Here is a 3,201-nt window from a genome sequence, read left to right as displayed (position 1 = left end):
GGTGGGTTACTCGGATTACCAGCTGGAGTCGGTAACCGAGCGGCCACGCCCGCTACCGTCTTCACCGGCGAACGGCAGTCCGCTGCCATCCGGGCCTCCGCGCCGTTCCGCGGGCGTCGGCCGCACAGTGGAAGCCGATACCACTCCCGGTATCTCCGTCTCTTCGATTCCTTCCACGAGATCGGAGAGTTTGGGCATCCGCGCCTTCTGCGTTTCCAATGGCGCCATCAGATCGGTGGTCTTTTCCGCGATCTGATTACAGGCGCCCTGCGTCGCTTCGACGATCGCCTTCGCAATCTCCGAATAGCTCAATTCGTCGATATCGTCGGCAAATTTCACATCGATCACCGTGTTGTCGGCGTTCACGGTGACGCGGACCTTCTTGCCCCGGGCATTCCCGGTGGCGGTCAGTTCGGCGCGCTGCTGCTGGATTCGTGCGATGGTGCGCATCTGCTCGCGCACCCCGCCCATGATCGCGGCGAAATCGGCTTTGGCTTGTTCGTTGGTCATCGTCGCGCCGCAGCCCCGATCAGCGCAGACCGTCGCGGTTGCCGTCTTCCATATCCTGCAGATAGTCGGCGCTCTCGACCTGGCCCTCGTAGAAGGAGTTCATTGTCCCGGCGACGTTTTCGGCGCTGTCGACCAGATTCTTCTTACCCGCGCCGTATCCGTCGTTGTTCTGCCCGTCGAAGAAGCTGTTACCGAGCGTATCGTTACCCCACGGCTCACCGCGGCCGTTGATGCTGGTGGTGAGGGTGTCGATCACGCCGTTGACCCGATCGCGCACGCCGCCCGTACGTTCCGCGGCCGCCCGGAACGCTTCGTCGTTGTAGTCGACCCTGTCGGCCATGGCGTCCACTCCTCCCGCGGTGCCGAGCCACCCCGCACCGTCGTATCCGTTCGAATCGACGATGGCAGCCTGGAGCGAACCCGGCGTGATGCGGGTGTGAACAGCAGCTTTCCCACGGTTTGCGAACGAGAAATACAGCCGGGCAGGAGCTTCTGCGCGGTGCGCGGCGGATGGGAATACCTGTCCCACGGCATCGGCGCGGCAGCCGGCACGGCATGATCGACCGATATGCGAGCCCTACTACAGCGTGTGACCTCGGCGCAGGTCCGGGTGGACGGCGAAGTGGTCGGCCGGATCGACCCGACGGACCGGGGAATCCCGCACGGATTACTGGCCCTGATCGGGGTCACCCATACCGATACCGATACCACTGCCCGCGCCATGGCCGAGAAGATCTGGCGCCTGCGAATTCTCGACGATGAGCGCAGTGCCGCGGATCTGTCCGCCCCGATCCTCGTGGTCAGTCAGTTCACTCTGTATGCCGATACCCGTAAAGGACGCCGTCCCTCCTGGTCGGCCGCCGCACCGGGTCCGCTCGCGGAACCTCTGGTGGAAGCCGTCACCGAGACACTCCGGCAGCTGGGCGCCACGGTCGCCGGCGGCCGTTTCGGCGCCCATATGCAGGTGGAACTCACCAACGACGGCCCGGTCACGATCATGCTGGAGCTGTGAGGGCAGCCGCCGCAGGGCAGTTGAAACACGGCCTGTCACGCCGCACCTGCGCCGTGACAGACCGAATCCTCAACGGCCGGGCGGAGTCCCATAGCCCCCGTACTGCGGATTCTGCGGGTACGGTTGCGGCGGAACGCCGCCCCCGTACTGCTGCGGCGGAACGCCACCGGGCTGCTGCGGCATTCCTCCCGGTTGCGGATTTCCACCCGGATGCCCCGGCGGGACCCCATAAGGCGCGGGCGGCGCACCGTACGGCCCGCCGGCCTGCTGCGCGAACCCACCGGGTTGCCCCTGCGGGGGGCCGGCCTGCTGCATCGGCGGTCTCGGCGCCGCCGACTGTTGTAGCTGCCGGGCCTTCCACCAGGCGATAACGGCGATCGCCACGATCACCAGAACGATGAAGGTGATCACCCACCCCCAGTGGATATCACCCCCGTCCCCACCACCGCCACCACGGCTACGAGCCAACAGCTCGCCACCCGCGGCAAGAACGCCGCCGTCCGCGGGCGCGGATAATCCCGTGAGCAGATTTGCGTAGAGCACGAAAACACCCCGATCTGTTTCGTACGCCTCCTCCAGACGCACGGGGCCCCACGCTAGTGCGCCCTCGCCGCTCTCGCACACACGACATTTACCGCAGAATGGACAGATCCGACGGCGCGCTCCGGCAACCCGGCTTCACGGCCTGCGCTGTGGAGGCACCGGCAGCCGCGGCACTACCCGGCTGCCGGCGAAATATCAGGTTCCGCACTGTGCCAACCGGATCCAGTCGGCGTGAAAACCGCCCGGTGCGATCGGTCGATCCGGCCGGCACCGGGTGTGCTACCCCGTGCCTACTCGGAGTCGGACGGGCGCAAGGTCAGAATCCGCGGACCGTCCTCGGTCACTGCGACCGTGTGCTCCCAGTGCGCGGCGCGCGAACCATCGGTGGTCACCACGGTCCAGTCGTCGTCGAGCACCTTCGTATCCGCGGTGCCCAGAGTCAGCATCGGCTCGATCGCGAGCACCGAACCGACCACCAGCCGTGGCCCCTTACCCGGCTGTCCCTCGTTCGGCAGGAACGGGTCGAGATGCATTTCGCGGCCGATACCGTGCCCGCCGTATCCGTCGACGATTCCGTACGACCGGCTGTGCTCGGCTTCCGCGGCCCGGGTCCCCAGCTCGATCGCGTGTGAGACATCGGTGAGCCGGTTCTCCGGGACCATAGCCGCGATCCCCGCCACCATCGACTTCTCGGTGGCTTCGCTCAGCATCCGATCGGCTTCCGATACCTCACCGACACCGAACGTCCACGCCGAATCACCGTGCCAGCCGTCGAGGATCGCACCGCAATCGATGGACACCAGATCTCCCGGTGCCAAGATCTCTGCCTCGGTCGGGATACCGTGCACCACACGATCGTTCACCGAGGCACAGATCGAGCCCGGGAAACCGTGGTAACCCTTGAAAGACGGGACCGCACCGGCGTCCCGGATCACCTGTTCGGCCACCCGGTCCAGTTCGAGCGTGGAGACCCCGGGGGCGGCGGCGGCGCGGACAGCCACCAATGCGCGGCCGACGATCGCGCCGGCCGCCGCCATGGCGTCGAGCTCCCCTGCGGTGCGGAACGGTACGACCTTCTTGTTCTTACGCCCGAACACCACGACTCTCCCTCGTCGAAGGATCGGCTCCGGACCCGG

At 66.5% G+C, this 3,201-nt stretch carries 5 protein-coding genes; 1 reads left to right on the top strand and 4 read right to left on the bottom strand.

The window, feature by feature from the left end; all coding sequences use genetic code 11:
- Positions 1-15: 15 nt before the first annotated feature.
- Together ON22_RS04015 and ON22_RS36510 are read right to left on the bottom strand one after the other, a co-directional pair.
- Positions 16-510 carry a YbaB/EbfC family nucleoid-associated protein gene (locus ON22_RS04015; RefSeq protein ID WP_051157126.1) on the bottom strand — a complete coding sequence of 165 codons (495 nt, stop codon included), beginning with the start codon at positions 508-510 and terminating at the stop codon, positions 16-18.
- Between the two features lie 19 nt (positions 511-529).
- The gene (locus ON22_RS36510) at positions 530-850 is read right to left on the bottom strand and encodes a hypothetical protein (protein WP_156052297.1); all 321 of its coding nucleotides are present in this window, start codon (positions 848-850) and stop codon (positions 530-532) included.
- Positions 851-1,078: 228 nt separating this feature from the next.
- Between ON22_RS36510 and dtd the strand changes: the two genes are divergently transcribed.
- The gene (dtd, locus tag ON22_RS04005; RefSeq protein ID WP_033244275.1) at positions 1,079-1,522 is read left to right on the top strand and encodes a D-aminoacyl-tRNA deacylase; all 444 of its coding nucleotides are present in this window, start codon (positions 1,079-1,081) and stop codon (positions 1,520-1,522) included.
- A gap of 69 nt (positions 1,523-1,591) precedes the next feature.
- Here dtd and ON22_RS37365 read toward each other — a convergent pair whose 3' ends face one another.
- Positions 1,592-2,107, bottom strand: a complete 516-nt coding sequence (locus tag ON22_RS37365) for a hypothetical protein (protein WP_174375545.1) — start codon at positions 2,105-2,107, stop codon at positions 1,592-1,594.
- A 248-nt stretch (positions 2,108-2,355) separates the two neighbouring features.
- Positions 2,356-3,165, bottom strand: a complete 810-nt coding sequence (gene map, locus ON22_RS03995; RefSeq protein WP_033244274.1) for a type I methionyl aminopeptidase — start codon at positions 3,163-3,165, stop codon at positions 2,356-2,358.
- Between the last annotated feature and the right edge of the window lie 36 nt (positions 3,166-3,201).

This window comes from Nocardia carnea NBRC 14403 (assembly GCF_000308515.1).
Classification (GTDB): domain Bacteria; phylum Actinomycetota; class Actinomycetes; order Mycobacteriales; family Mycobacteriaceae; genus Nocardia; species Nocardia carnea.
Note: the sequence above shows the minus strand (reverse complement) of the source record. Positions and strands in the feature narration are given on the sequence as shown.

What these genes read in the sequence shown, in the direction of transcription:
- ON22_RS04015 (WP_051157126.1), bottom strand. Translation starts at nt 510, where the DNA reads ATGACCAACGAACAAGCCAAAGCCGATTTCGCCGCGATCATGGGCGGG.
- ON22_RS36510 (WP_156052297.1), bottom strand. Translation starts at nt 850, where the DNA reads ATGGCCGACAGGGTCGACTACAACGACGAAGCGTTCCGGGCGGCCGCG.
- dtd (WP_033244275.1), top strand. Translation starts at nt 1,079, where the DNA reads ATGCGAGCCCTACTACAGCGTGTGACCTCGGCGCAGGTCCGGGTGGAC.